Source organism: Streptomyces sp. OR43 (assembly GCF_008042275.1).
In the GTDB taxonomy this organism is placed as follows: domain Bacteria; phylum Actinomycetota; class Actinomycetes; order Streptomycetales; family Streptomycetaceae; genus Streptomyces.
This window is the reverse complement of the sequence record NZ_RDBK01000025.1, coordinates 356638-381175: the sequence shown is the minus strand read 5'-3', so window position 1 is coordinate 381175 and position 24538 is coordinate 356638. Positions and strand designations below refer to the sequence as shown.

22 protein-coding genes are annotated in these 24538 nt (G+C 69.0%); 6 read left to right on the top strand and 16 right to left on the bottom strand.

The window, feature by feature from the left end; all coding sequences use genetic code 11:
* Positions 1-67: 67 nt before the first annotated feature.
* From trpD to ctaE, 5 genes are all read right to left on the bottom strand, one after another.
* Complete coding sequence (gene trpD / locus EAO72_RS14420) at positions 68-1132, bottom strand: anthranilate phosphoribosyltransferase (protein WP_148017689.1); 1065 nt, start codon at positions 1130-1132, stop codon at positions 68-70.
* Positions 1133-1254: 122 nt separating this feature from the next.
* A complete protein-coding gene (gene qcrB / locus EAO72_RS14415; protein ID WP_148017688.1) occupies positions 1255-2880 on the bottom strand; it encodes a cytochrome bc1 complex cytochrome b subunit in 1626 nt (541 codons plus the stop codon).
* The gene (qcrA, locus tag EAO72_RS14410; protein WP_148017687.1) at positions 2877-3929 is read right to left on the bottom strand and encodes a cytochrome bc1 complex Rieske iron-sulfur subunit; all 1053 of its coding nucleotides are present in this window, start codon (positions 3927-3929) and stop codon (positions 2877-2879) included. The genes qcrB and qcrA overlap by 4 nt, the downstream gene beginning before the upstream one ends.
* Positions 3926-4735, bottom strand: coding sequence for a cytochrome bc1 complex diheme cytochrome c subunit (gene qcrC, locus EAO72_RS14405; protein ID WP_148017686.1), 810 nt, complete (start codon positions 4733-4735; stop codon positions 3926-3928). The genes qcrA and qcrC overlap by 4 nt, the downstream gene beginning before the upstream one ends.
* Positions 4736-4791: 56 nt before the next feature.
* The gene (gene ctaE / locus EAO72_RS14400) at positions 4792-5412 is read right to left on the bottom strand and encodes an aa3-type cytochrome oxidase subunit III (protein WP_148017685.1); all 621 of its coding nucleotides are present in this window, start codon (positions 5410-5412) and stop codon (positions 4792-4794) included.
* 181 nt (positions 5413-5593) lie between these two features.
* On the opposite strand from ctaE, the gene EAO72_RS14395 reads away from it, so the two are divergent.
* Entirely contained in the window at positions 5594-5995 is a 402-nt protein-coding gene (locus EAO72_RS14395) for a response regulator transcription factor (protein WP_148017684.1), read from the top strand.
* A 47-nt stretch (positions 5996-6042) separates the two neighbouring features.
* Here the strand turns inward: EAO72_RS14395 and EAO72_RS14390 are convergent, their stop codons facing one another.
* The 4 genes from EAO72_RS14390 to ctaC all read right to left on the bottom strand — a co-directional run bounded on the left by EAO72_RS14390 (position 6043) and on the right by ctaC (position 10520).
* Complete coding sequence (locus EAO72_RS14390) at positions 6043-7299, bottom strand: L,D-transpeptidase (RefSeq protein ID WP_148017683.1); 1257 nt, start codon at positions 7297-7299, stop codon at positions 6043-6045.
* Positions 7300-7423: 124 nt separating this feature from the next.
* Entirely contained in the window at positions 7424-7822 is a 399-nt protein-coding gene (locus EAO72_RS14385; RefSeq protein WP_148017682.1) for a cytochrome c oxidase subunit 4, read from the bottom strand.
* Complete coding sequence (gene ctaD / locus EAO72_RS14380; RefSeq protein WP_148017681.1) at positions 7819-9555, bottom strand: aa3-type cytochrome oxidase subunit I; 1737 nt, start codon at positions 9553-9555, stop codon at positions 7819-7821. The genes EAO72_RS14385 and ctaD overlap by 4 nt, the downstream gene beginning before the upstream one ends.
* The gene (ctaC, locus tag EAO72_RS14375) at positions 9552-10520 is read right to left on the bottom strand and encodes an aa3-type cytochrome oxidase subunit II (RefSeq protein WP_148017680.1); all 969 of its coding nucleotides are present in this window, start codon (positions 10518-10520) and stop codon (positions 9552-9554) included. Before ctaC ends, ctaD begins: the two co-directional genes overlap by 4 nt.
* 272 nt (positions 10521-10792) lie before the next feature.
* On the opposite strand from ctaC, the gene EAO72_RS14370 reads away from it, so the two are divergent.
* Positions 10793-12175, top strand: coding sequence for a cysteine desulfurase/sulfurtransferase TusA family protein (locus EAO72_RS14370; RefSeq protein ID WP_148017679.1), 1383 nt, complete (start codon positions 10793-10795; stop codon positions 12173-12175).
* Positions 12176-12181: 6 nt separating this feature from the next.
* Here the strand turns inward: EAO72_RS14370 and EAO72_RS14365 are convergent, their stop codons facing one another.
* Complete coding sequence (locus EAO72_RS14365) at positions 12182-13156, bottom strand: carbohydrate kinase family protein (protein ID WP_148017678.1); 975 nt, start codon at positions 13154-13156, stop codon at positions 12182-12184.
* Between the two features lie 224 nt (positions 13157-13380).
* Here EAO72_RS14365 and EAO72_RS14360 point away from each other — a divergent pair, with 224 nt between their 5' ends.
* Entirely contained in the window at positions 13381-13578 is a 198-nt protein-coding gene (locus EAO72_RS14360) for a hypothetical protein (protein WP_148017677.1), read from the top strand.
* Positions 13579-13711: 133 nt separating this feature from the next.
* Positions 13712-15181: a hypothetical protein gene (locus EAO72_RS14355; RefSeq protein WP_148017676.1), complete on the top strand. Its 1470-nt coding sequence runs from the start codon at positions 13712-13714 to the stop codon at positions 15179-15181.
* 94 nt (positions 15182-15275) lie between these two features.
* Here EAO72_RS14355 and EAO72_RS14350 read toward each other — a convergent pair whose 3' ends face one another.
* Positions 15276-15632, bottom strand: coding sequence for a HesB/IscA family protein (locus EAO72_RS14350; RefSeq protein ID WP_030970782.1), 357 nt, complete (start codon positions 15630-15632; stop codon positions 15276-15278).
* Between the two features lie 224 nt (positions 15633-15856).
* Here EAO72_RS14350 and nadA point away from each other — a divergent pair, with 224 nt between their 5' ends.
* On the top strand, positions 15857-17053 hold the full coding sequence (nadA, locus tag EAO72_RS14340; RefSeq protein WP_148017674.1) for a quinolinate synthase NadA: 1197 nt from the start codon (positions 15857-15859) through the stop codon (positions 17051-17053).
* Positions 17054-17122: 69 nt separating this feature from the next.
* Here the strand turns inward: nadA and EAO72_RS14335 are convergent, their stop codons facing one another.
* The 5 genes from EAO72_RS14335 to EAO72_RS14315 all read right to left on the bottom strand — a co-directional run bounded on the left by EAO72_RS14335 (position 17123) and on the right by EAO72_RS14315 (position 23632).
* Entirely contained in the window at positions 17123-20281 is a 3159-nt protein-coding gene (locus tag EAO72_RS14335) for an efflux RND transporter permease subunit (RefSeq protein WP_148017673.1), read from the bottom strand.
* 165 nt (positions 20282-20446) lie between these two features.
* Positions 20447-21142: a response regulator gene (locus EAO72_RS14330; RefSeq protein ID WP_148017672.1), complete on the bottom strand. Its 696-nt coding sequence runs from the start codon at positions 21140-21142 to the stop codon at positions 20447-20449.
* On the bottom strand, positions 21139-22410 hold the full coding sequence (locus tag EAO72_RS14325) for a sensor histidine kinase (RefSeq protein WP_148017671.1): 1272 nt from the start codon (positions 22408-22410) through the stop codon (positions 21139-21141). The genes EAO72_RS14330 and EAO72_RS14325 overlap by 4 nt, the downstream gene beginning before the upstream one ends.
* Positions 22411-22558: 148 nt before the next feature.
* Complete coding sequence (gene pspAA, locus EAO72_RS14320; RefSeq protein WP_148017670.1) at positions 22559-22837, bottom strand: PspA-associated protein PspAA; 279 nt, start codon at positions 22835-22837, stop codon at positions 22559-22561.
* A 9-nt stretch (positions 22838-22846) separates the two neighbouring features.
* Positions 22847-23632, bottom strand: coding sequence for a PspA/IM30 family protein (locus EAO72_RS14315; protein ID WP_148017669.1), 786 nt, complete (start codon positions 23630-23632; stop codon positions 22847-22849).
* 296 nt (positions 23633-23928) lie between these two features.
* On the opposite strand from EAO72_RS14315, the gene EAO72_RS14310 reads away from it, so the two are divergent.
* Positions 23929-24528 carry a DUF3043 domain-containing protein gene (locus EAO72_RS14310; protein WP_148017835.1) on the top strand — a complete coding sequence of 200 codons (600 nt, stop codon included), beginning with the start codon at positions 23929-23931 and terminating at the stop codon, positions 24526-24528.
* Positions 24529-24538: the final 10 nt, after the last annotated feature.

Genomic DNA, 24538 nt, shown 5'->3' with positions numbered 1-24538 from the left:
GCGAACGCGCAAGGCGCAGTCCATGATCTGGACTGCGCCCTGCCTCACATCCGTGCCCCGAGCCCTCTCAGGCGTTGCTGGCCACGATCCATCTCTCCAGCGCCCGGCCGGCCGCGCCCGAGTCGATGGACTCGGCGGCCTTCGCGATTCCCGCGGTGAGCTGCTCGGCGAGCGTGCCCTCGCCCGGGTCCAGCGCGACGAGCGCCGCCGCCGAGTTGAGCAGGACCGCGTCCCGTACGGGGCCCGTCTCGCCGGCGAGCAGCCGGCGGGCCACATCCGCGTTGTACGAGGCGTCGGCGCCGCGCAGGGCGTCCACCGGGACCAGGTCCAGGCCGACGTCGCGCGGGTCGAAGGCCTCCTCGCGCACCGTGCCGTTCCTGGCGATCCAGACGCGGGAGGTCGCGGTGGTGGTCAGCTCGTCCAGACCGTCGTCGCCCCGGAAGACCAGGGAGGAGTTGCCGCGTTCGGCGAGGACGCCCGCGACGATGGGCGCCATGCGCAGGTCGGCGACGCCGATGGCCTGCGCGCGCACCTTGGCCGGGTTGGTGAGCGGCCCGAGGATGTTGAACGTGGTCGGCGCGCCGAGCTCCGCCCGGGCCTTCGCCGCGTACCGCAGGGCGGGGTGGAACTTGACGGCGAAGCAGAACGTGATGCCCGCTTCCTCGGCGACCTCGACGACGCGCTGCGGGGGCAGGTCCAGGTTGACGCCGAGCTTGCCCAGGACGTCGGAGGAACCGCTGGCGGACGACGAGGCGCGGTTACCGTGCTTGACGACCTTGGCGCCGGTACCCGCCACGACGATCGCCGACATGGTGGAGATGTTGACCGTCTTGGCCATGTCCCCGCCGGTGCCCACGATGTCGACCGTGCGGCCCGGTACATGGATGGTCGTGGCGTGCTCGTACATCGCCCGGACCAGACCGGAGACCTCCGTGACGGTCTCGCCCTTGGCGCGCAGCGCCACCGCGAAGCCGGCGATCTGCACATCGGTCGCCTCGCCGCTCATGATGCGGTCCATCGCCCAGGCGGTGTCGTCCTCGGTCAGGTCCTGGCCGCGCAGCAGGGGGGTCAGCACGCCGGGCCAGGAACGAGCCGCCACGCTGTCGCCGCCTGCCGGGGTCACAACGTTCATGGTCCGCTCCTGGGGTCCACAGCCGATAAGGGGATGGGTCCACCCTATCGAGCGCCACGGACAGCGAAGAGCCCCGTCCATCGAATGGACGGGGCTCCTGCTGTGGCGATCAGTTCAGGTGATCAGTGGTGGCCGTGGCCGCTGGTGATCTCCTTGTACTCCTCGGCGGTGGGCTTGGCGATCTGGTTGTTCTCGCCGTAGTAGCCCTTGCTGAGCCTGGCGCGCAGCTTGTGCACCAGGGACACCTTGCGCTTGACACCGTTCTCGTCGACCGTCGGGCCGATCTCGACCGGCTCGTACTGCTCGTGCGCGGTGAGTGTGTGCAGCTGAGCGGGTGCCAGCGGCTCGTGGACCTCGACGAACTCACCGTGCGGCAGGCGCTTGATGAGGCCGGACTCGCGCCCGTGCAGCACCTTCTCCTTGTCCCGGCGCTGAAGGCCGAGACAGATCCGCTTGGTGATGACGAACGCGATGACCGGAGCGACGAAGAACGCGATCCGCACGAACCAGGTGATCGAGTTGATCGACAGGTGGAAGTGCGTGGCCCAGAGGTCGTTTCCACCACCCATGAGCAGCACCATGTACCAGGTGATCCACGCGACGCCGAAGGCGGTACGGGTCGGCACGTTGCGCGGACGGTCCAGGATGTGGTGCTCGCGCTTGTCCCCGGTGACCCAGGACTCGATGAACGGGTAGACCGCGATCGCGGCCAGGACCAGCGGGAAGATCACCAGCGGGACGAACACGCCCAGGACCAGCGTGTGGCCCCAGAGGTTGATCTCCCAGCCCGGCATGACACGGATCAGGCCCTCGGAGAAGCCCATGTACCAGTCGGGCTGGGCGCCGGTGGACACCTGGTCCGGGCGGTAGGGCCCGATGGCCCAGATGGGGTTGATCGAGGCGATGCCCGCGATGATCGCGATGACACCGAAGACGAGGAAGAAGAACCCGCCCGCCTTCGCCATGTACACCGGCAGCAGCGGCATGCCGACGACGTTCTTGTTCGTCCGGCCGGGACCCGCGAACTGCGTGTGCTTGTGGTAGAAGACCAGGATCAGGTGGGCCACCAGCAGCCCGAGCATGATGCCCGGCAGCAGCAGGATGTGCACCGAGTAGAACCTGGCGACGAAGTCACCGCCCGGGAACTCCCCGCCGAAGAGGAACATCGACAGGTACGTACCGACGATCGGTACGGACAGGATCGCGCCCTCCATGAAGCGGACACCGGTGCCGGAGAGCAGGTCGTCCGGGAGCGAGTAGCCGGTGAAACCGGTGAACATGCCCAGGACGAACAGCAGGAAGCCGAACAGCCAGTTGATCTCACGGGGCTTGCGGAACGCGCCCGTGAAGAAGACGCGCATCATGTGCACGAACATGCCGGCCAGGAAGATCAGCGCGGCCCAGTGGTGGATCTGCCGGACCAGCAGACCGCCACGGACGTCGAAGCTGATGTTCAGGGTCGAGGCGTAGGCCTCGGACATCCGGATGCCCTGCATGGGCTCGTACGGGCCGTGGTACACGACCTCGTTCATGCTCGGGTGGAAGAACAGCGTCAGGTACACACCCGTGAGGATGATGATGATGAAGCTGTAGAGGCAGATCTCACCGAGCATGAAGGACCAGTGGTCCGGGAAGATCTTGCGCATGTTGGCCTTGGCCAGGGAGTAGATCCCGAGCCGGCCGTCCGCCCAGTCGGCAACCTTCTCACCGGCGGGCGCCTTGCGCTTCGTATCGGTCGCAGTACTCATCCGCGCTCCCAGAATGCAGGACCGACGGGCTCTTCGAAGTCACCGAGCGCCTCGAGGTTGCCCTCGCTGTTCACGCCGATCCGCAACTGCGGAAGAGCGTGACCGGCCGGACCGAAGATGACGCGGGCGCCGTCGGAGAGGTCGAAGGTGGACTGGTGGCACGGGCAGAGCACGTGGTGCGTCTGCTGCTCGTACAGGCTGATCGGGCAGCCCACGTGGGTGCAGATCTTGGAGAAGGCCACGATTCCCTCGTGGGCCCACTCGCGCTCGCGCTTGTCCTTGATGTTGTCCGGCTCGATGCGGACGATCATCAGTGCGGCCTTGGCGATCTGCTTCTGGAAGTCGTGCGCGTCCTCCTCCAGGCCCTCGGGCATGGCGAAGGTCAGTGAACCGACGACGACGTCCTCGGGACGCAGCGGCTCCATCGTGTTCATGTTGACGAGCTGCTTGCCCTTGGCCCACAGCGTCGAGCGGAGCTTCTTCTCCGGCAGCGGACCGAGGTCGCGCAGCAGCACCACACCGGCGAGCGGCACCAGGGCCAGCGCGCCGAACATGGTGTTACGGATCAGCTTGCGCCGGCCGAACGCGGACTCCTCGGCGCCTGCCGCGAAGTCGGCGAGAACCTTCGCCTTGACCTCGGGCTCGGCCGCGATCGCATGACGCTCGTCCGCGACCTCCACGTCCGACATCAGGGTGCGCGCCCAGTGGACGGCGCCCGCGCCGATCGCGAAGAGCGCCACGCCCAGGGTCAGACCCAGGGAGAAGTTGAGCGCGCTCACATGACCGAACGGGAAGATGTAGACGATCTTGTCGACCGGGAAGATGACGTAGGAGGCGATGAAGCCGACCGTCGCCAGCATGGACAGCGTGAACATGAACGCGACCGCGCGCTCGGACCGGTTGGCGGCCCGTTCGTCGATGTCCTGGATGCGCGGCTTGTGGGCCGGCAGCCCCGGGTCGGCGAACGGATCGCCGGCACCCTCTACCGCGCCGTGCGCGGCGTCCTGCTCTGCGGGCAGGTTCTCTTCTGGAATCTCTTGGCTACTCATGACTTCTTGGCCTTAGCGGTGTGGGCCGCGACCCAGATGGCAACTGCGATCAGTGCGCCGAGCCCGAAGATCCAGCCGAACAGACCTTCGCTGACCGGACCGAGGCCGCCCAGGCTCAGGCCGCCCGGGCTCTCGGCCTGAGCACCGTTCACGGTCTGGACGTACGCGATGATGTCCTTCTTCTGCTGCTCGGGCATCGTCGAGTCAGGGAAGGACGGCATGCTCTGCGGGCCGGTCTGCATGGCCTCGTAGATGTGCTTCGGGCTCGTGCCCTCGAGGTTCGGGGCGTACTTGCCGTTCGTCAGGGCGCCGCCCTGACCGGTGAAGTTGTGGCACTGGGCGCAGTTGGTGCGGAACAGGTCGCCACCCTTGGCGATGTCCGCACCCTCAGGGCTGACCTGGCTCTTGGTGGGGACGATCGGGCCGGCGCCGAGCGACGCGACGTACGCCGCGAGCTGATCGATCTCGGCCTGGGTGTAGATGACCTTCTTCTTCGGCACCTGGGCGCCCGGCTGCTGCGCCGGCATACGCCCGGTACCGACCTGGAAGTCCACGGCGGCGGAGCCCACGCCGACAAGCTGGGGCCCGTCGGTGGTGCCCTGACCGCCGGTTCCGTGGCAGCTGGCGCAACCGACGGAGTACAGCTTCTTGCCCTCGTCGATGGCGAGGGACTGGGCGGTTTCGTCGGCCTGCGCCTTACTCGCGGGCGCAAACGCGGCGTACAGCCCCCCAGTAGCCGCAAGCGCGAGGAGTAGTACGACGACCGCCGCCAACGGATGGCGTCGTCGTGCGGAGAGCTTTTTCACGGATTACCCCGGTGTCAGGATCTTCTGCGTCGATGATGGATCGGGTACGAGCCCGGTTACTTGATCATGTAGATCGTGGCGAACAGGCCGATCCACACGACATCGACGAAGTGCCAGTAATAGGACACGACGATGGCTGCGGTCGCCTGCTCATGGGTGAACCTCTTGGCTGCGTATGTCCTGCCCAGAACGAGCAGGAAGGCGATGAGACCGCCTGTCACGTGCAGACCGTGGAAGCCGGTGGTCAGGTAGAACACCGAGCCGTACGGGTCCGAGGACAGCGAGAGGCCGTCCTTCTTCACCAGCTCGGTGTACTCGAAGACCTGGCCTCCGATGAAGATCGAACCCATCACGAAGGTGATCACGAACCAGGCACGGAGCTTCTTCACATCGCCCCGCTCCGCGGCGAAGACGCCGAGCTGGCAGGTGAGTGAGGAGAGCACCAGGATCGTGGTGTTCGTCGCCGAGAACGGGAAGTTCAGGGCTGACGCCATTTCCTTCCAGTGTTCCGCTCCGGTCACCGATCGCAGGGTGAAGTACATCGCGAAGAGGGCCGCGAAGAACATCAGCTCGGAACTCAACCAGATGATGGTTCCGACGCTGGTGAGGTTCGGCCGATTGACCGACGGGTGCGCGTGCCCGGTTTCTACTGTCGTTGCTGTCGCCACGACCGACATTATGTCGGTCGCTTATCCCGCCCTCACTCCGGGGGGTGCCGTTCGGTGTGTCAGAGGGGTGTGTCCTCCCCGAACGGCCCATGGATCCGCTGCCCGGACCGGTGCTGACAGCCTGTCGGGCGGAGTACGATCCGCGCATCGGTCCCCCATGCCCCGAAGACACAGACGTCACGGAGGAACAATGCAGCCGACCGCCACGGTCCTGGTCTACAGCGACAACGCACACACCCGTGAGCAGGTGAGGCTGGCGGCCGGGCGCAGGCCCGCGGCGGACGTGCCGCAGGTCGAGTTCCTGGAGTGCGCCACCCTGCCCGCCGTCCTGGACGCGCTGGACCACGGAGGCGTCGACGTCTGCGTGTTGGACGGCGAGACGGCCCCCGTGGGCGGCATGGGCGTCTGCCGGCAGATCAAGGACGAGATCTTCCGCTGCCCGCCGGTGCTGCTCCTGATGGGCCGCCCCCAGGACGCCTGGCTGGCCACCTGGAGCCGCGCGGACGCCGCGGTGACCCTTCCGGTCGAGCCGGTCGAGTTCGCGGACGCCCTGGCCGCCCTGCTGCGCAGCAGGCTGTCCGTGGGGGCCTGAGGCCCCGCGCCTACGCCGTCGCTCCGGGGCGCGGCTCACTCCGGAGGTCAGACTCCGGGGCGCAGCCGCGCCGCCCGGACCGTGTCGACACGGTCGGGCGTGGCGTCGTTGCTCAGGGCGCTGCCCTTCTGCCACTTGGCCCAGGACAGGTTCCAGTCGCCGTAGCCGTTGTCGAACGGCGTCATGGTCTCGCCCTCGCTGCCGACGACGGTGACGATGTCACCCTCGCGGACGGTGTTGAAGAACCACTCGGCCTCGCTGGTGCTCATGCCGGTGCAGCCGTGGCTGACGTTCGCGGACCCCTGTGATCCGGTGGACCACGGGGCCGCGTGGACATACTCGCCGCTCCAGGTGACCCGTGTCGCGTAGTAGACCGGCAGGTCGTAGGAGTCCTCTGAGCCCTCGGCGATGCCGATGGACTCCCCGCGCATACGTACGTAGTACTCCTTGCCCAGCACGACCTTGACGCCGTTGCGGGTGGAGAAGCCGGGCTTGCCGGTGGTCACCGGGATGGTGTTGATCACTTCGCCGTTGCGCTTGACCGTCATGGAGTGCTCCGAGGCGTCGGTGATGGCCTCGATGCGGTCGCCGGTAGTGATCTTCAACGCTTTCGCGGGAGCGCCGTACAGCGCGTTGGTCACCTTGATGCCCGTGAGATTGCTGCTGACCTCGATGGTGGCCTTCGCCGGCCAGTAGTCCCGCGGCCGGTAGTGGAGCGTCTTGTCGTCGACCCAGTACCAGGAGCCGGTCACGGCGGGCGTGGAGCGCACCTTCAGGGCGCGTTCCACGGTGGCACGGGCGGCTTTGTCGGCGACCGGGGCACTGAGTACCGCTGTGACGGGCTGTCCGACGCCATAGGTGCCCGCCTGCGGGCCGAAGGTGACCTTCAGGAACTTCTGGGCCGCCGCGGTCTCGAAGGAGAGCGTACGGCTGCCTGGGGCTCCGTCGTCGTCCTCCATGCCGACCTTGACGGTGTAGCGGGTCCCCGCGGCGAGCGGGGCCGTGGAGTGCCAGCGGTGTCCGTCGGCTTCGAGTTCGCCCGCCAGATGACGTCCTTCGGCGTCCACGGCCGTCACATCGGTGATGCGGCCGTCGTCACTGTCGACGGTGACTTCGAGGGGCTTGTCCGGATCGACCTTCTTGCCGCCGTCGGGCGTGTTGGAGGAGATCTCGTCGGCCGCGTCGAACGGCTGGGCCGAGAGCGGATGGTCGTCGGACTCCCCACAGGCTGCCGCCCCCGCGACCAGGGTCGCGGCCAGCAGAGCGCAGCTGATGACGGGACGGATACGCGGCGTGTGGTTCATGAACCCACGCTAAGAAGATTCATCCGTTTCAGCGCGCCGGGTGACTGCAAACGGGGGGCCCGCACTTCTCGTGGAAGTGCGGGCCCCCCGTCAGGTGGAGCGGTGTGTCACGGGTGGAGCGGTGTCACTGGGTGCGGTTCTCACCGCGGTAGTACTCGAAGACCCAGCCGAACAGACCGATCAGGAGCATCGGGGCCGAGAAGTAGAGCAGCCACCAGCCGAAGACGACTCCCATGAAGGCGAGAGCGCCGCCGATCGCCAGGGAGAGCGGCTGCCAGCTGTGCGGGGAGAAGAACCCCACGTCGCCGGCCTCGTCCGCCACATCGGCTTCCTTGTTGTCCTGCGCCAGCGCGTCGACCCGCCGGGCCGTGAAGGCCAGGTAGAAGCCGATCATGACGCTCAGGCCGAAGGCCAGGACGAGGGCGGTGGTGCCGACCGGCTCCTTGGACCACACGCCGTAGGTGATGGCCATGACGAGGATGAACAGCGCCAGACCGAGGAACATCTTGCCCTGGACCTTCACTTGCCCGCCTCCTTGCCGCCGGCGAGGGCCTTGTCACCCTCGGAGTGGTGCTCAAGTTGTTCGAGCGCCGCGATCTCCGGGTGGTGCAGGTCGAACGCCGGGGATTCGGAACGGATCCGGGGCAGCGTGAGGAAGTTGTGCCGCGGCGGCGGGCAGGAGGTCGCCCACTCCAGCGAACGGCCGTAGCCCCACGGGTCGTCGACCTCGATCTTCTTGCCGTACTTGGCGGTCTTCCACACGTTGTAGAAGAACGGCAGGATCGACAGCCCGAGCAGGAACGAGGAGATCGTCGAGATCGTGTTCAGCGCGGTGAAACCGTCCGCGGCCAGGTAGTCCGCGTAACGACGCGGCATGCCTTCCGCACCCAGCCAGTGCTGGACCAGGAACGTGCCGTGGAAGCCGATGAACAGCGTCCAGAAGGTGATCTTGCCGAGCCGCTCGTCCAGCATCTTGCCGGTGAACTTCGGCCACCAGAAGTGGAATCCGGAGAACATCGCGAACACCACGGTGCCGAAGACGACGTAGTGGAAGTGCGCGACCACGAAGTACGAGTCCGAGACGTGGAAGTCCATCGGCGGCGAGGCCAGGATGACACCGGTCAGACCACCGAAGGTGAAGGTGATCAGGAAGCCGATCGCCCAGAGCATCGGTGTCTCGAAGGACAGCGAGCCCTTCCACATCGTGCCGATCCAGTTGAAGAACTTCACCCCGGTGGGCACCGCGATGAGGAACGTCATGAAGGAGAAGAACGGCAGGAGCACGCCTCCGGTGACGTACATGTGGTGCGCCCACACCGTCACGGAGAGGCCGGCGATGGAGATCGTCGCGGCCACGAGGCCGATGTAACCGAACATCGGCTTGCGGCTGAACACCGGGATCACTTCCGAAATGATCCCGAAGAAGGGCAAAGCGATGATGTACACCTCTGGATGGCCGAAGAACCAGAAGAGGTGTTGCCAGAGCAATGCGCCGCCGTTGGACGCGTCGAAGATATGCGCACCGAATTTCCGGTCCGCCTCCAGCGCGAAGAGCGCCGCCGCCAGCACCGGGAAGGCCAGCAGGACCAGCACACCGGTCAGCAGGACGTTCCAGACGAAGATCGGCATACGGAACATCGTCATGCCGGGCGCGCGCATGCAGATGATCGTGGTGATGAAGTTGACCGAGCCGAGGATCGTGCCGAAGCCGGAGAAGGCCAGACCCATGATCCACATATCGGCGCCGACACCCGGCGAACGGACCGCGTCCGACAGCGGGGAGTAGGCGAACCAGCCGAAGTCGGCCGCACCCTGAGGGGTGAGGAAGCCGGCCACCGCGAGGATCGAGCCGAAGAGGTACAGCCAGTACGCGAACATGTTCAGCCGCGGGAACGCCACGTCGGGCGCGCCGATCTGCAGCGGCATGATCCAGTTCGCGAATCCGGCGAACAGCGGCGTCGCGAACATCAGCAGCATGATCGTGCCGTGCATCGTGAACGCCTGGTTGAACTGCTCGTTCGACATGATCTGCGTGCCCGGACGGGCCAGCTCGGCGCGCATGAAGAGCGCCATCAGTCCGCCGATGCAGAAGAACGCGAACGACGTGACCAGGTACATCGTGCCGATCGTCTTGTGGTCAGTGGTGGTCAGCCACTTGATGACGACGTTTCCCGGCTGCTTGCGCCGGACCGGCAGCTCGTCCTCGTACGAGTCGTCTGCTGCCGCGGCACCCTGAGGTTCATTGAGGATGCTCACAGTTTGTTCGTCTCCGCATTCCTGGCCGGGTCGGTCTGCTCGATGCCGGCCGGCAAGTAGCCCGTCTGGCCCTTCTTCGCGAGCTCCTTGAGGTGCGCCTGATAGCGCTCCGGGGAGACGACCTTGACGTTGAAGAGCATCCGGGAGTGGTCGACGCCGCAGAGCTCGGCGCACTTGCCCATGAAGGTGCCCTCCATGTTCGGAGTCACCTCGAAGGCGTTGGTGTGGCCCGGAATGACGTCCTGCTTCATGAGGAACGGCACCACCCAGAAGGAGTGGATGACGTCACGCGAAGTCAGGATGAAGCGGACCTTCTCACCCTTGGGCAGCCACAGGGTCGGGCCGGGGTTGCCGTTCTGCGGGTTCCGGTCTCCCGGGATACCGGCGTCGTAGACACCGTCCGCGCCCTTGGGGAACTGCTTGACGAACCTGTCCGGGATGGCGTCGAGCTCCTTGGGGACCTCGTTGCCCGTGGCGGACTCGCCGTCCACGTTCTCGATGTAGTTGAAGCCCCAGCTCCACTGGTAGCCGACCACGTTGATGGTGTGGGCGGGCTTCGGGGAGAGCTCGAGGAGCTTCGATTCATCGCGTGCGGTGAAGTAGAACAACACCGAGACGATGATCAGAGGGACCACGGTGTACAGCGCCTCGATGGGCATGTTGTACCTGGTCTGCGGAGGTACCTCCACCTTGGTCCGGCTACGCCGGTGGAAGATGACGCTCCAGATGATCAGTCCCCAGACAAGGACGCCCGTGGCGAGCGCTGCCGCCCACGAGCCCTGCCAGAGGGAAAGGATCCGAGGAGCCTCTTCCGTTACCGGGGTGGGCATACCGAGGCGGGGGAAATCCTCCCAGTTGTATGAACAACCGGAGGCCGTCGCCAGGACCAGGCCCGCAGTCAGCACCTGCGGCAGCTTCCGCCGCATCGGGCGCCGCGACAAGCGGTCGGAGCCGTTGGGACTCACGTAGCGCCTTCCCGAGAGTCTCGCCCGCACGGTCGGCGCGCCCGTCTCGCTGGTCGGTCGCCGGCCCTGACGCGGGCAGGGGTTTGGATGTTTATGCGGACCAAACCCTACTGGACGCTATTTGGGGTCGCGCGGGGAGGGTGCCCAACGCGCCGCCCGACTCCCCGAAGGGGTGGAATGCAGGGCTCCGGCCGCCATCTGACGCCCCCTCTCCCCGTCGTCGGGGCCGACCGGGTCCCGGGTGGCGGCCGGGACCCGGCTAGCGTGGCCGGGTGCCCTACTTCGACGCCGCGTCCGCCGCCCCCCTCCACCCCGTCGCCCGTCAGGCGCTGCTTGCCGCACTGGACGAGGGCTGGGCCGACCCGGCCCGCCTGTACCGCGAGGGGCGGCGCGCCCGGCTGCTGCTGGACGCGGCCAGGGAGGCGGCCGCGGAGGCCGTCGGCTGCCGTCCCGACGAGCTGACGTTCACCTCGTCGGGCACGCGCGCGGTCCATTCCGGAATTTCCGGAGCCCTCGCGGGGCGTCGGCGTGTCGGCCGCCATCTGGTGGTGTCGGCCGTCGAACACTCGTCGGTACTCCACTCGGCCGCCACGCACGAGAGCGGCGGCGGATCGGTCACCGAGGTGCCGGTGGACGTGACGGGTGCGGTGCGCGCACAGGCGTACGCGAGCGTGCTGCGCGAGGACACCGCGCTGGCCTGCCTGCAGTCCGCCAACCACGAGGTGGGCACCGAGCAGCCGGTGGGCGAGGTGGCCGAGGCCTGCCGGGCCGCGGGCGTGCCGCTGTTGGTGGATGCCGCCCAGTCGCTCGGGTGGGGGCCGGTGCCGGCCGGCTGGTCGCTGCTGACGGCGAGTGCCCACAAGTGGGGCGGGCCGGCCGGTGTCGGTCTCCTCGCGGTGCGCAAGGGTGTGCGGTTCGCGGTCCAGGGCCCTGCCGACGAGCGGGAGTCGGGGCGGGCCGCCGGCTTCGAGGACATTCCGGCGATCGTGGCCGCGGCGGCGTCCCTGCGGGCGGTCCGGGCGGAGGCGGCCGCGGAGTCGGCGCGGCTGCGGGCGCTGGTCGACCGGATCCGGGCCCGGGTCCCGGTGCTGGTGCCCGATGTGGAGGTGGTCGGCGATCCGGTGCGGCGGCTGCCGCATCTGGTCACCTTCTCCTGTCTCTATGCCGACGGGGAGACCCTGCTCCATGAGCTGGACCGGTCCGGCTTCTCCGTGTCGTCCGGTTCGTCCTGCACGAGCAGCACGCTGACGCCGAGCCATGTGCTCAGGGCGATGGGGGTGCTCTCGGAGGGCAATGTCCGGGTGTCGCTGCCGGCGGGCACGTCCGAGGAGGACGTCGACCGCTTCCTGGAGGCGCTGCCTCCGGCCGTGGCCGGCGTACGGGAGAAGCTGGGCGCCCCGACCGCGACCGCTCCCTCCCCCGCCCCGGCGGCCTCGCTGGTCGTCGACGCGCTCGGGAGGCGCTGCCCGATTCCGGTGATCGAGCTCGCAAAGGTGATCGGAGAGGTACCGGTGGGCGGGACGGTGACGGTGCTGTCCGACGACGAGGCGGCGCGCCTCGACATCCCGGCCTGGTGTGCGATGCGGGAGCAGGAGTACGTGGGTGAGGAGCCGGCGGACCGGGGCTCGGCCTATGTGGTCCGCCGGCTGTCCTGAGGCCGGTTACGCGAGGTGGGTGCGCACCTCGGCGGCGGCCTCGTGTCCGTACGCCTTGGTGAAGCGGTCCATGAAGTGGGTGCGGTGCAGGGTGTACTCCTGGGTGCCGACCGTCTCGATGACCAGGGTGGCGAGCATGCAGCCGACCTGGGCGGCGCGCTCCAGGCCGACGCCCCAGGCGAGACCGGAGAGGAATCCGGCGCGGAAGGCGTCGCCGACGCCGGTCGGGTCGGCCTTGACGTTCTCCTCCGGGCAGCCGACCTCGATCGGCTCCTCGCCGACACGCTCGATCCGTACGCCCTGGGCGCCGAGCGTGGTGACCCGGTGGCCGACCCTGGCGAGGATCTCGGCGTCGGTCCAGCCGGTCTTGGACTCGATGAGGCCCTTCTCGTACTCGTTGGAGAAGAGGTACGTGGCGCCGTCGAGCAGGATGCGGATCTCGTCGCCGTCCATCCGCGCGATCTGCTGCGAGAAGTCCGCGGCGAACGGGATGCCGCGCGAGCGGCACTCCTCGGTGTGGCGGAGCATTCCCTCGGGGTCGTCGGCGCCGATGGAGACGAGGTCGAGGCCGCCCACGCGGTCGGCGACGGCCTTCAGCTCGATCAGACGGGCCTCACTCATGGCACCCGTGTAGAAGGAGCCGATCTGGTTGTGGTCGGCGTCCGTCGTGCAGACGAAGCGGGCGGTGTGCAGGACCTCGGAGATCCGCACCGAGCCGGTGTCGACGCCGTGGCGGTCGAGCCAGGCCCGGTACTCGTCGAAGTCGGAGCCCGCGGCGCCGACCAGGACCGGACGGGTGCCGAGCAGACCCATGCCGAAGCAGATGTTGGCGGCGACACCTCCCCGGCGCACGTCCAGGTTGTCGACCAGGAAGGAGAGCGAGACCGTGTGCAGCTGATCGGCGACCAGCTGGTCGGCGAATCGGCCGGGGAAGGTCATGAGGTGGTCGGTGGCGATGGAGCCGGTGACTGCGATACGCACGGGGAGACTGCTCCTGCGGAGGTCGAGGGGAACGGTGTCTGCGTTCCCGGGACGGCGTGACAGAGGGGGTGACCCGGGAATCGGGGGGCGGCGTCACGCACCTTCACCCACCGCCCGACTTCCGAGCCATCCCACGCTACCCGTTTCCGGCAATCAGGCGAAGGGTAGAAACTACCCGATAGTAGGGCTTTCCTCCTGAGCCGAGGGGTGCCTACGGTGCCGATATGTCGAACAACATCGCCCCGCGCGAGTCCGAGACCACTCTGGCCGAGCTGCGCGGAGACTGCGCACGGATGGCTCCGCACTGGGTGGTACCCGTGAGGGCCGTTCCCACCCCTGTGGCACCCTCCCTGATTCACGGCGTGAACGTGCCGCCCGCCTCGGCCCGGCTGATCGACGCGACGGCGGAGTACGGCGACTGAGTCACCGGGCTCCTCGCCGCACCGGCTGCCCCATGAGGGAACCGTGTGCGCCCGCGCCCCGTCCCACCGGTGTTCCGTACCAACGGGACGGGCCCCGCGGGGTCCTGGCGTACGACGGCGAAGGAGCGAACCGGTGAGCACCGAGCGACCCGACAACGATGTGACCCGCCCACGGCGGCGGTCTCCCCTCGCCGTGGCCTCGGTGGCGGCGGCCGTCCTGCTGGCCGGCGGCGGCGGCGCGTACTGGGCCATGGCGGCGGACGGCCACGGCGGCGGCGAGTACAGCGCCGCGGACGGTTCCGGCGCCACTCCCCCGCCGCTCTCCCTGGACGAGCGGTCGGGCGGACCGGCCGCGCCCTCCCCCCGGCCCTCGGCCCCGCCGGAGGGCATCGCGCCGGGTGAGCCCGATCCGCATGGCGGCCGGCTGGTCTACCGCGCGTCCGGCGCCCTGCCGGACGGGCCGGACAAGGCGGCGGTCCAGCGCGCGAGCGGCACCGTTTCGGCGTCCGAGGTGGCCCGGCTGGCCGAGGCGCTGGGCGTGCGGGGCACACCGCGGACCGAGGGGACGTCCTGGAAGGTGGGCTCGGACGGGGACGGCTCGGGGCCGCTGCTGCGGGTGGCCAAGCAGGCGCCCGGTACCTGGACGTTCGCCCGGTACGGTTCCGGCGGCACGGACAACTGCGAGAGCCAGACGGTCTGTTCGAGCAAGCACGTGGGTCCGGGCGGATCGGGGAACCCGGTGAGCGAGCAGGCCGCGAAGGCCGCCGCGGTGCCGGTACTGAAGGCGGTCGGCCAGGACGACGCCGCCCTGGACGCCCGCCAGTTGATGGGATCGGTCCGGGTGGTGAACGCCGACCCGGTGGTGGGCGGACTGCCGACAAGCGGCTGGGCGACCGGCGTCCAGGTCGGCCCCGAGGGTGAAGTGGTCGGCGGAAGCGGGCAGTTGAAGGGCCTGGAGAAGGGCGCCGACTACCCGGTGATCGGCGCGGCCGAGGCACTGAAGCAGCTGAACGCCGCGCAGCCGCCGAGCGGGCCCAGGACCGGCGACTGCGCCACTCCCGCACCGCTGGGCAACGGCGAGAAGCCGTCCGCCATGAGCTGCGGCACGCGGACCGGCGCGGAACCGTCCACGACGACGGTGACGGTCGACAAGGCCGCCTTCGGTCTGGCGGCCCGGTACGTGGACGGGAAGCAGCTGCTCGTCCCGTCCTGGATCTTCACGGTCCGGCCGGGCGCCGGCGGTACGGGCGACACCGTCACCCAGGTCGCGGTGGATCCGGCGTACCTGACGAAGGACGCCCCCGCGGAGAAGACACCGGGCGGCGACGGGACGAAGGAGTCGGGGCGCTCGGTCCTGTCGTACGACGCCGACGGGCGGACGCTCTCGGTGACGTTCTGGGGCGGCGCCTGCAGCACGTACACGGCGAGCGCGAGCGAGGACGGGTCGACGGTGCGGGTGTCCGTGACGGAGACGAAGCCGGAGAAGGGCAAGGTCTGCATCATGATCGCCAAGGAGCTGACCCGTACGGTCACGCTGGACCAGCCGCTGGGTGAGCGGAACGTGGTCGACGCGGCCTCGGGCACCGTGGTGCCGCGCGGCTGACACCCGCACGCGCACGACGACGGCGGCGGCCCCGGGATCGGAATCCCGGGGCCGCCGCCGTACCGTAGCGCGCTTTCGCCTGGCTGGACGAGTCCTAGCTGAAGGAGTCGCCGCAGGCGCAGGAACCCGTGGCGTTCGGGTTGTCGATCGTGAAGCCCTGCTTCTCGATCGTGTCGACGAAGTCGACGGAGGCGCCGCCCAGGTACGGGGCGCTCATCCGGTCGGTGACGACCTTGACGCCGTCGAAGTCCTTCACGACATCGCCGTCCAGCGAACGCTCGTCGAAGAAGAGCTGGTAACGCAGGCCCGAGCAGCCGCCGGGCTGGACGGCGACGCGCAGTGCCAGATCATCGCGGCCTTCCTGCTCCAGCAGGCCCTTGACCTTGGCTGCGGCGGCGTCGGACAGGAGGATGCCGTCGCTCACGGTGGTGGTCTCGTCCGATACGGACATCTGCTTCTCTCCCGGGTTGTACGGAGACTGCTTGCCGACGTTGCAACCGTCGAGGCCGCGGATTCATTCCGGGCCGAGCGTTTGCCTGTTCCATTCATGCTCGCACACCGCCCGGGCGAGCGGATGCGTCACATCGACGCTATCGGCATCGTCAAAGTGACGTGAAGCAGTTATGATAGATAGCGTCAATTAGACGAAAAGGCTTCCCCCGCAGAGAAGAAAGGGTGCGTGACGTGACCACGGCCCACCCCGTCCAGGAACTCGATGTCCAGCCGACGCCCCTCGCCCTGCTCCTGCTCGGCCGCGACGCGGACCCCAGGAGCGAGCGCGGCGTCGAATGCCCCGGCGACCTGCCCTCCCCGTCCGACCCGGACCTGGTGGAGCGCGCCCGCGCGGCCAAGGAGAAGCTGGGCGAGAAGGTCTTCGTCCTCGGGCACCACTACCAGCGCGACGAGGTCATCCAGTTCGCGGATGTGACCGGCGACTCGTTCAAGCTCGCCCGGGACGCCGCGGCCCGCCCGGAGGCCGAGTACATCGTCTTCTGCGGTGTGCACTTCATGGCGGAGTCCGCGGACATCCTGACCACCGACGACCAGAAGGTCGTGCTGCCGGACCTGGCCGCGGGCTGTTCGATGGCCGACATGGCCACCGCCGAGCAGGTCGCCGAGTGCTGGGACGTACTGACCGAGGCCGGCGTCGCCGAGCAGGTCGTGCCCGTCTCGTACATGAACTCCTCCGCGGACATCAAGGCCTTCACCGGCCGCCACGGCGGCACGATCTGCACGTCGTCGAACGCGAAGCGCGCCCTGGAGTGGGCCTTCGAGCAGGGCGAGAAGGTCCTGTTCCTGCCCGACCAGCACCTGGGCCGCAACACGGCCGTACGGGACATGGGGATGACGCTGGAGGACTGCGTCCTCTACAACCCGCACAAGCCGAACGGCGGGCTCACCGCCGAGGAGCTGCGCAACGCGAAGATGATCCTGTGGCGCGGGCACTGCTCGGTGCACGGGCGCTTCTCGGTGGAGTCCGTCAACGACGTGCGGGCGCGCATACCGGGCGTCAACGTGCTGGTGCACCCGGAGTGCAAGCACGAGGTCGTCGCGGCCGCGGACTACGTCGGCTCGACGGAGTACATCATCAAGGCGCTGGAGGCGGCCCCGGCCGGCTCGAAGTGGGCGATCGGCACCGAGCTGAACCTGGTACGCCGCCTGGCCAACCGGTTCGCCGCGGAGGACAAGGAGATCGTCTTCCTCGACAAGACGGTCTGCTTCTGCTCGACGATGAACCGGATCGACCTGCCGCACCTGGTGTGGACGCTGGAGTCGCTGGCCGAGGGGAACCTGGTCAACCGGATCGAGGTCGACCCGGAGACGGAGAAGTACGCCAAGCTCGCGCTGGAGCGGATGCTGGCGCTGCCGTAGACGTACCCGCACGCGGGAAGGCCCCGGCACCCTCGGATCGAGGGTGCCGGGGCCTTCCCGCGTGACCGGTCAGGCCTTGGCAGGCTCCGGCTCCTCGGAGGAGGTGGTGGTCTCCTCCGAGGCGGCCGGGGCCGGGACGCCGGCCTTCCTGGCCCGCTTCGCGGCCTTCTTCTTCGCGCGGCGCTCCTTGAAGAGCTCCACCATCGTGTACAGCGTGGGTACCAGGAGCAGCGTCAGCAGCGTCGAGGTGACCAGGCCGCCGATGACCACGACGGCCAGCGGCTGCGAGATGAACCCGCCCTCGCCGGTGACGCCGAGCGCCATCGGGAGAAGGGCGAAGATCGTCGCCAGCGCCGTCATCAGGATCGGGCGCAGACGGTGGCGGCCACCCTCGACGACCGCCTCGATGACGCCCTGGCCCTGCGCCCGGTACTGGTTGATCAGGTCGATCAGCACGATCGCGTTCGTCACCACGATGCCGATGAGCATCAGCATGCCGATCATCGCCGCGACGCCCATCGGGGTGCCCGTGATGAGCAGCAGACCGATGGCGCCGGTCGCCGCGAACGGGATGGAGACCAGCAGGATCAGGGGCTGGATGAGCGAGCGGAAGGTGGCGACCAGCAGCATGAAGACGATCGCGATCGCCGCCAGCATGGCCAGACCCAGCTTCACGAAGGCGTCGTCCTGGTCCTCGGTGACGCCGCCGATGGTGGCGGTGGCGCCGTCCGGGAGGTCCAGTGCCTTGATCTTGGACTGGAGGTCGGTACCGACCGCGCCGGTGTTGTCGCCGATGGGCTTGGCGGTGATGGTCGCGGCGCGCTGGCCGTCGATCCGGGTCATGGAGACCGGTCCGGGGACCAGCTTCACGTCGGCGATCGAGCCCAGCTTGACCGGGCCGAGCGGGAGGTTCTTCAACTCCTCCATCGTGGTGGCCGGGTGGGCGGACTTGATGACGACGTCGCGCTCGGTGTCGTCCATGATCGCCTTGCCCGACGGGGTGCCGCGCACCGCGCCGGCGACGGCAGCGCCCAGCGTGGCCTGGCTGAAGCCCGCGTCGGCGGCCTTGGCGTTGGCCGTGACCGAGATCCGCGGGATGCTCTGTGCCAGGTCGCTCTGGACGTCGGTGACGTCCTTGATCTTCGCGACCTCGGTACGCACCTCTTCGGAGGCCTTCTTCAGGGTGTCCGCGTCGGCGGCCTTGACCACGACACTCAGGTCCTGGCTGCCGAAGCCGTCGCCCGCGGCGATGGTGGTGTCACCGATGCCGTCGAGCTTGCCGAGGGCCTCGTCGATGCGGTCCTGAGCGGCCTCGTAGTCCCCGGAGTCCTTCAGGGTGACCTGGTAGGAGGCCTGGTTGGCTCCCGTGCCGCCGCCGAAGGCCGCCATGAAGCCGGACGAACCGACGGTGACCTGGTAGTCCTTGACGCCCTTGTCGTCGGCGAGGACCTTCTCGACCTTCTGGGCCGCCTCGTCGGCGGCCGCCAGGCTGGTGCCCGGGGTGAGCTCCTGCTTGATCGACAGGACTTCCTGCTCGCCCTGGTCGAAGAAGTTGGTCTTCAGCAGCGGGACCATGCCGAAGGTGCCGAACAGCACGGCGACGGCGATGACGACGCTGGTGACGCGGCGCCGGGTGGCGAAGCGCAGCACCGAGACGTACAGCTTCTGGAGCCTGCTGCGGGCTTCCTTCTCCTCTGCCTCGCGGCGGGCCTTGTCCGGGTCCTCGGCGCTGCCCTTGGGGGCGCGCAGGAACCAGTACGACAGGACGGGGACCACGGTCAGCGAGACCAGCAGGGAGGCCAGCAGGGCCGCGGTGACGGTGAGCGAGAACGAGCCGAAGAGCTGGCCGACCATGCCGCCGACCAGACCGATGGGAAGGAAGACGGCGACCGTGGTGAGGGTCGAGGCGGTGACCGCGCCGGCCACTTCCTTCACCGCGGTGATGATCGCGGACTGGCGCTCCTCGCCGTAGCCGAGGTGCCGCTTGATGTTCTCCAGGACGACGATCGAGTCGTCGACGACGCGGCCGATCGCGATGGTCAGCGCGCCCAGGGTGAGCATGTTGAGCGACAGGTCGCGGGTCCAGAGCACGATCAGCGCGAGGACCACCGAGAGCGGGATGGAGACCGCAGTGACCAGGGTCGAGCGCAGCGAGGCCAGGAAGACCAGGATCACGATGACCGCGAAGAGCAGGCCGAGCGCGCCCTCGGTGGTCAGGCCGGAGATCGCCTTGGAGACGGCCGGGCCCTGGTCGGACACGACGGTCAGCTCGGCGCCGGCGCCGAGGTCCTTGCGCAGGCCGGGGAGCTTGTCCTTGACGGCGTCGGAGATGGCGACGGCGCTGCCGTCCTTGTCCATCGTCGCCATGACGGCGAGGCTCGGCTTGCCGTTCGTCCGCGTGAGGGAGACCGCGGTGGAGGGTTCCTGCTTCACCGTCGCGATGTCACCGACCCGGACCGGCTTGCCGGGCTTGCCCGCCGGGTTCTGCCCGGTGACCCGCAGGTCCTCGATCTGCTGCAGGGTGGTGAAGGCGCCGCCGACCTGGACGGTGCGGCTCTTGCCCGACTCGGAGAAGGAACCCGCCGGAACGGTCGCGCCGCCGGCCTGGAGTGCCTGGGCGAGCGAGCCGGCGTTCAGTCCGGCCGCCGCGAGCTTCGCGTCGTCGGGCGTGATGGAGATCTGGAGGTCCTGCACACCGTCGACGGCGACCTGGCCGACGCCGTCGATGTCCTCCAGGGCGGGGACGACGGTGCGGTCCAGCTGGTCGGCCAGCGCCTGCTGGTCCTTGTCGGAGGTCACGGCGAGGACGACGGTCGGGATGTCGTCGGTCGATCCGGCGATGACCTGCGGGTCCACGTCCTCGGGCAGCTGGGCGCGGGAGCGGTTCACCGCCTGCTGGATGTCCGCGACGAGCTGCTTGGTGCCCTCGTCGCCGAAGTCGAACGTCGCCATGATGACGGCGTTGCCCTCGCTGGCGGTGGAGGTGATTCCGGTGACGCCGTCGACGGCCTTGATCGAATTCTCGAGCGGTTCGACCACCTGCTTCTCGACCACATCGGGGGACGCACCCTGGTAGGGGGCGAGCACCGACACCATCGGGAGTTCGATGGTGGGCAGCAGCTGCTGCTTGAGCTGCGGGATCGCGATCGCTCCGAAGACGAGCGCGACGATCGACATCAGCCCGATCAGGGCCCTTTGCGCGAGGCTGAATCTGGACAGCCAGGACATGGGTTAGGTCTCTCTTCTGTGGCTTACGCGGCAGGTGGGCGGGTGACTCGGGGACAGACCCGGCCCACCTATACGATCGCCCACGCTCCGGCACGGATTCGTCGGTCGCAGGTCGCTTTCCTTATCCCGCGCATACCGCAGCTGGAGTACGCCGCGCCTGCACCCTCACTCCACCCGAGGGCGGACCAGGCCCGATTCGTACGCGATGACCACCAATTGGGCCCTGTCCCGCGCCCCCAGCTTCGCCATCGCCCTGTTCACATGGGTCTTGACGGTCAGCGGGCTGACCACCAGCCGTTCGGCGATCTCGTCGTTGGACAGCCCGCCCGCGACCAGCACCAGCACCTCGCGCTCACGGGCCGTCAGGGCCTCCAGGCGCGCGGAGTACTCGGCGGCGCCCGGCCCGTCCCCGACCGCGCTGCCGCCCTGCGCGAGGAACGTGGCGATCAGGCCCTTGGTCGCGGCGGGCGACAGCAGCGCCTCGCCGCCCGCGGCGATCCGGATCGCGTTGAGGAGCTCCTCCGGCTCCGCCCCTTTCCCGAGGAAGCCGGAGGCGCCGGCCCGCAGCGACTGCACCACGTACTCGTCCACCTCGAAGGTGGTGAGCATGACCACGCGTACGTCCGCGAGTTCCGGGTCGGCGCTGATCATCCGGGTCGCGGTGAGCCCGTCCGTGCCGGGCATCCGGATGTCCATCAGCACCACGTCGGCGCGCGTCGAGCGGGCCAGGTCCACGGCCTGTGCCCCGTCCGCCGCCTCGCCGACCACCTGCATGTCGGGTTCCGAGTCGACCAGCACCCGGAACGCGCTGCGCAGCAGCGCCTGGTCGTCGACGAGCAGGACCCTGATGGCCGGTGTCATGCGTTCTCCCCCGTACGGCCCGCCGCGCCCGGATGGTCAGGCTCCCGCTCACGGACCTTGAGGGGCAGGATCGCATGGACCCTGAAACCGCCGCCGTAACGGGGTCCGGCGGTGAGGGTGCCGCCCAGAGCGGTGACCCGCTCCCTCATGCCGAGGAGGCCGTGGCCGCCGCGGACGGTGTCGCCGCCCGTGCCGGCGCTCGTGCCGCGGCCGTTGTCCAGCACCATGACCTCGGCCGTGGCCCCGACCCGTACGACGCTGATCTCGGCCTTCGCCCCCGGGCCCGCGTGCTTGCCCACGTTGGTCAGCGCCTCCTGGATCACCCGGTACGCGGCCAGGTCCACGGCGGCGGGCAGCGGCGGGCCGTCCTTCGCCGCGCAGGCCACCTCTACGGGCAGCCCGGCCCGCCGCACGGTCTCCACGAGCGCGTCGAGTACGGCGAGGCCGGGGGCGGGTTCGGTCGGCGCCGCCGGATCGCCGGACTGGCGCAGCAGACCCACGGTGATCCGCAGTTCGTTGAGCGCGGAGCGGCTGGCCTCGCGGACATGGGCGAGCGCCTCCTTGGCCTGGTCGGGGCGCCGGTCCATGACGTGGGCGGCGACTCCGGCCTGCACGTTGACCAGGGCGATGTGGTGGGCGACGACGTCGTGCAGGTCGCGGGCGATCCGCAGCCGTTCCTCCGCGACCCGGCGCCGGGCCTCCTCCTCGCGGGTCCGCTCGGCCCGTTCGGCGCGCTCCCTGATGGCGTCGACGAACGCCCGCCTGGAGCGGACCGCGTCCCCGGCCGCGCCCGCCATCCCGGTCCAGGCGAAGATCCCGAGGTTCTCCTGGCTGTACCAGGGCGCCGCTCCGAAGAGCATCGCGGCCGCGGTGAGCACCCCCATGGTGAGCAGCCCGACCCGCCAGGTCGTCGGCCGGTCGGTGCGGGCGGCGACGGTGTAGAGCGCGATGACGGTGCTCATCACGACGGGGGCCGGCGGATCGGCGGTCACCAGCTCGACGACGGCGAGCACACCGGTGGCGCCGAGCACGGCCATCGGCCGGCGGCGCCGCCAGACCAGGGCGAGGGCCCCCAGCGCCATCAGGAGCACGCTGCCGGCCGCGGGCGCGCGGGTGCCGAAGGTGGGCCCGTGATGCGAGCCCGGGTCGACGAACGATCCGACCACCATGGCCACGTACACGGCCAGGGCGAGGGCGCCGTCCAGCGCGAGGGGATGGTCGCGCAGCCAGTTCCGGATGCGCAGAACCCCGGTTCCGAGGGTGGTCACGTCAAGCTACGTTACGGCGTGTCGCGAGGAAATCGGGCCGTGCGGCCCGAGAAGCAACAGGGACCTGACAGCACGGTGCCCCGTGACCGGCCGGGGCCGGTGACGGGGCACGGGAGTGCGGGTGGTGAAGCTGCCGGTCGTCAGCCGGTCAGCCGGGAATCAGACCGTCGTCGCTGAGCATGGCGCGGACCTCTTCGAGGGTCGCGTCGGGTGACGGCAGGATCAGTTCGGACGGCTCCAGGGAGTCGTCCGGCAAGGGTGTGCCGAGTTCGCGCACCCTGGCGAGGAGCGCGTGGAGCGTCGAGCGGAAGCCGGGGCCGTCGCCACGCTCCATTTCGGCGAGCAGTTCGTCGTCGAGCTTGTCGAGCTCGGCGAGATGGCTGTCGGCCAGGACTGCCTGGCCCTCCCCCATGATCCGTACGATCATGACGCCGCCTTACTCCTTGTCGAACTTGTGCGGGGACCGGGACCGGTCCTGCTGCTGCGCGGCGTCCTGAGGGCCGCCCTCGATGGCCTGCTGCGAGGTGGAGCCGCCGGCCAGTTCGGCCTTCATGCGCTGCAGCTCCAGCTCCACATCCGTACCACCGGAGATCCGGTCCAGCTCGGCGGCGATGTCGTCCTTCGCCGTGCCGGTCGGGTCGTCCAGGGCTCCGGAGGCGAGCAGCTCGTCGATCGCTCCGGCCCGTGCCTGCAGCTGCTGGGTCTTGTCCTCGGCCCGCTGGATGGCCAGGCCGACGTCGCCCATCTCCTCGGAGATGCCCGAGAAGGCCTCACCGATCCGGGTCTGGGCCTGGGCCGCCGTGTACGTGGCCTTGATGGTCTCCTTCTTCGTACGGAAGGCGTCGACCTTGGCCTGCAGCCGCTGGGCCGCCAGGGTGAGCTTCTCCTCCTCGCCCTGCAGCGTGGTGTGCTGCGTCTCCAGGTCGGTGACCTGCTGCTGGAGGGCCGCGCGGCGGGACAGCGCCTCGCGGGCCAGGTCCTCGCGGCCGAGCGCGAGCGCCTTGCGGCCCTGGTCCTCCAGCTTGGACGTCTGGCCCTGCAACTGGTTCAGCTGCAGCTCCAGGCGCTTGCGCGAAGTCGCCACATCGGCGACACCGCGGCGCACCTTCTGAAGCAGCTCAAGCTGCTTCTGGTACGAGTAATCGAGGGTCTCGCGCGGATCCTCGGCCCGGTCAAGGGCCTTGTTTGCCTTCGCGCGGAAGATCATCCCCATACGCTTCATGACACCGCTCATGGGCTTCGCGCGCCCCCTTCTGACTCAACCGGTCACCAGCACTCCGACAGAACCCACAGTACGGGCCCTGTCTCTATTACCGCACTGTTCGAGCAGCGATGGGGTCCTCCCCAAGGACGACTGCCGCCGGTGACCGCTCCAGCCCAGGGAGTAGGTGACGGTCGGGGAAACAGCCCATGACGCCCGTATCGTCCGGCTCGGACACCAGCAAGGACGCAGGCCGTTGCCGGATCGTTCCCGGCCGGCCCGGTGACCTCGCGATCGACCCCGTACCCTTGGGTCTTGTGTTCCGTAGCCGCTCCAAGGAAGAGAAGGCCCCCACCGACAAGGTGACGGCGGACCTCTCCAAGACGTCCCGCGACCCGCAGGCTCCCAAGGGTCGCCCCACCCCCAAGCGCAGCGACGCGCAGTCGCAGCGCCGTCGTGCCTCCAGTGGTGCGCCGCTCGACCGCAAGGAGGCCATGAAGCGCCAGCGCGAAGCGCGGCGCGTCGACATGGCCAAGCAGCGCGAGGCGCTCGCCAGTGGTGACGAGCGCTATCTGCCGGCCCGCGACAAGGGCCCGGTGCGCCGCTTCGTCCGTGACTTCGTGGACTCGCGTTTCTGCATCGCGGAGTTCTTCCTGCCGCTCGCCGTGGTCATCCTGATTCTCAGCGTGATCCAGGTGCAGGGCATCCAGAACATCTCGCTGCTGCTCTGGCTCGGTGTGATCGTGCTGATCGTCGTCGACTCGATCGGGCTGACGTTCCGTCTGCGCAAGCAGCTGAACGAGCGCTTCCCCGATACGCCCAAGCGCGGCGCGGTGGCCTACGGGCTGATGCGTACGCTCCAGATGCGTCGGCTCCGGCTGCCGAAGCCGCAGGTCAAGCGCGGAGAGCGGCCCTGAGTACGGATTT